The organism is Psychrosphaera sp. (assembly GCF_982872775.1).
In genome coordinates this window covers 23,418-26,680 of sequence record NZ_CEYNSH010000041.1, presented here as the reverse complement: position 1 = coordinate 26,680, position 3,263 = coordinate 23,418, and the positions used below count along the sequence as shown (strand labels likewise).

Annotated in this window: 3 protein-coding genes; 1 reads left to right on the top strand and 2 read right to left on the bottom strand. The window is 41.5% G+C overall.

The window, feature by feature from the left end; genetic code table 11:
* The coding region (locus tag AC4E96_RS11430) for a GAF domain-containing protein (protein ID WP_490255910.1) at positions 1 to 943 on the bottom strand (943 nt) is incomplete at its 3' end.
* A gap of 482 nt (positions 944 to 1,425) precedes the next feature.
* Here AC4E96_RS11430 and AC4E96_RS11425 point away from each other — a divergent pair.
* A complete protein-coding gene (locus tag AC4E96_RS11425) occupies positions 1,426 to 1,956 on the top strand; it encodes a BON domain-containing protein (RefSeq protein ID WP_490255911.1) in 531 nt (176 codons plus the stop codon).
* A gap of 125 nt (positions 1,957 to 2,081) precedes the next feature.
* Here the strand turns inward: AC4E96_RS11425 and AC4E96_RS11420 are convergent.
* Positions 2,082 to 3,263, bottom strand: a 1,182-nt coding sequence (locus tag AC4E96_RS11420; protein WP_490255909.1) for a sensor histidine kinase, incomplete at its 5' end; no start/stop codon positions are given.

The window sequence follows — 3,263 nt, the reverse complement described above, 5'->3', positions numbered from 1 at the left end:
CCAGCGTTGCCGAGCCTCTGTCTAAATTAGAACGCTCTAGTAATTGCAAAGTGCCCAATACACCGTTCATTGGTGTACGTATTTCATGGCTCATATTGGCTAAAAACTCACTTTTTGCTTTATTGGCGACCTCGGCCTTTTCCTGCGCGACTTGATGTTTGAGTCGTTGTTTGACCATTTGATCAATGTCCTGAAAAGCGCCAAATAAGCGAACACATTGACCATCAACAAACTCTGCTTCGCCCAAGGCTTTGACCCACAACTCTTTACCTTTAGCCGTAACGATTTGAAGTTCCAAATCCCAAGGCGTACCATTTTTAACAGCCTCTTGCACGGCTTTGCCAATTACTTCTCTATGCTCACCTTCTTTATAAAAGTTAATACCTGTTTCAACACTTGGCACAAAATCATTATCAACTTGATGAATTTTTCTAGTTTGCTCACTCCAAGTCAGACTATTTGTTGTTAAATCTAGCTCCCATGTGCCTATATTCGCCACAGCCTCCAGTTTAGAAAGAATCTGGCTTTGTTTTTTCGAAGCTTGATACGTTTGTTGTTTGTGGAGTTCGGCACCTATCCATTGAGCAAAAAGTTCGATGTAATCGATATCGTCTTCTTTAAATGGCTCTCGTGGGGCAGGAGATGAAAAATTAACGGTACCATATCGCTGATCACCCACTCTAATTGGTGCACCTATGTAAGACTCTAGGCCGAAGTTTTCGTAGCAGGGGGGGGTGCATATCTCGCTGAATTTGGTGTGGTGGTAATACGTCGCTCTATCTGCATTCATCGTATGTGTGCAATAGGTATTTCCAAGCGGAAACGACGCGCCGACTTCTAACTCACCATTTGAGCAGCTCACATATTTTACATCATACGTCTCTTCATAAATATGGCTTATAATCGCAATATCGAGACCAAAAAGCTCACGGCCAAAAGTCAATAATTCTTGTACGGCCGAATCAAACGACTTGGACTGATCCGATACGATATTGTGAAAGCGACGTAAAACGTTAATAGCCCAATCCTCCTAGAAAAAACTCCATCAATGCACGTTTTGATTATAGATGAGTTATTCAAATTTTTAACTACTTTATTTAAGTTTTAACTGTTCAATTTCAACAAATTAGTTTTCAAAAATGCTGTTACCAAACTAACACCACATCGTTCAGTTGTATAGGTACAGATAAAAATGGGGCTACTGATTGCAAAGATTACATTTCACTACGTAAATGTTTCACATTTTTTATTATGCTCCATCACCAAAAACCATTAACATTTGCAAATTTACATTTATTTTCAGGCAGTTATAACTCTTGGCATAAGACTAGCTTTATCTAAGCCGAATCGAAGTATTAAAGGGCTGGCTGAGTTTGGCCCACTAATATGATGCACAGCAAGAAGGAGAAGATAATGAATACGCTTATGAAAACGTTTACTGCTATCGCCGTTGCAGGTGCACTTGGTATCGCACCAAATACCTTGGCAAACGACTGGGAAGAAAAAAGTCGTGATGCATGGGTTGATGGTAAAGCCGAAACCATATTGTTAATGAACACGAATTTAAACTCTTTTGACATTAATACAGACGTAAAAAACGGTGTAGTGATTTTAACCGGTAAAGTCGACAATGATGTTGAGAAAGAGCTAGCACAAGAGCTAGTGGAAAATTTAGATGGTGTCAGTGATGTACGCAACGAATTATCGGTTTTGAACGAAGATGATTCGTTTGAGCGCACCATGCTCGATGCCAAAGTCGCTACCGTTATCGAAACACGCTACTTGCTTGATTCAGAGGTGAGTGCCACTGACATAGATATCGAAGCCGAAAATGGCGTCGTTAAGCTAAGCGGCATGGTATCAAGTGAAGCAGAGCACGACCTTGCTATCACAATTGCGGAGAATACTGATGACGTTAGAGAAGTCATTGATGAATTAGAAGTCGCTGAGGACTAGGCCCTGTCCTATTTATTATTGCCAAAAAGGCCAAACACAAACTTAAAATAATTTAGCTTTCCGGCTATCTACAAAGCCCGTTATGTACATACATAGCGGGCTTTTTTTATGTCTTTCCCATCGTTTTAAAAAGCCACTTTTATAGTAGCCCCTGTTGCAGCAGTGCCTTGTGCTGAGTCCATCGCGCCATTGGTTATTTCTAATCCCCAATCCTGATGTTCACATAGCCGCTTGACGATGGCCATACCAAAGCCAAAACCTTGGCTGTGTTTGCCTTTTACTGATGGGTCAGTGATGTATTGCAGCAACTCAGGATCAATGCCAGACCCATTGTCACTTACCCAAATCGCCCCATCCTTAACACAAAATCGAATCTGCCCACACTCTGTGTGTTGAATCGCATTTAAAAATAGATTGTTCAACAAAACAGTCAGCATATCCTTGTTTACCATCTGTTTGGTATTACATGAATCGTCAATGACCACTTCGATTTCTTTATCATCTAATAAGTGACGGTGCTGTATCACCACATTTTCAATGATGGGCATTAATTCCGTTTGCGTTTTGACAGACTGGGTGTGCTCTTCTCGTGCTAGGAGCAATAGGGTCTGAACCGTTTTTTCCATTTCAATTGCTGCATTGCCAATGCGGTTCAGTATGCTCATTTGCTTTGCTGCGTCGCTTTTGATTTGGCTAGTTTTCGCATCACTGTCGACTTTTTCTTTAGCGCTAGCTTTTTCTACTTTGCTGAACGAATCATTGTCGGGTTCGAGTCGGCGTAACTGCAACTCGACGGCATTTTTGATGATGGCTAAAGGTGTTCGAAGCTCGTGACTAACATCTCGGGTGAAGGCTTTTTCACGAGCGATTGCCTGATTAATTTGTTCAAACGACGCATCTAATGTATGAGCTAATAACCCAATTTCATTGCTCGGGAAAACGTAACTTTCTCTTCCCGAATGTGATTTATCCCCCTGTGAAAACCCAACAGGTAATTCACCCGAGCGCTCTTCTGAGACAATATCCACCAATCGATTGAGCGGTAAAATGAGTTTGCGACTCAACACCCACGCAACTAAACACACAATGACACAAACCAATAAAGAGCAAATAACCAAAAACTCAATGATGCCGTCTCTCGCAAGCCTTAAGATTAATTGATCACTGACTTCTGCAACCAAATAAACGGGCTTGTCCAATTCAAACTTTTTAACATGAAAGTATCGTTCCCCTGTCCCGAAAAATTCTGTCCGGTCGGGCTCAAGCATAGCTGTGGCTCTAATTTCTTCAGGGAAGTCAGAACGGTC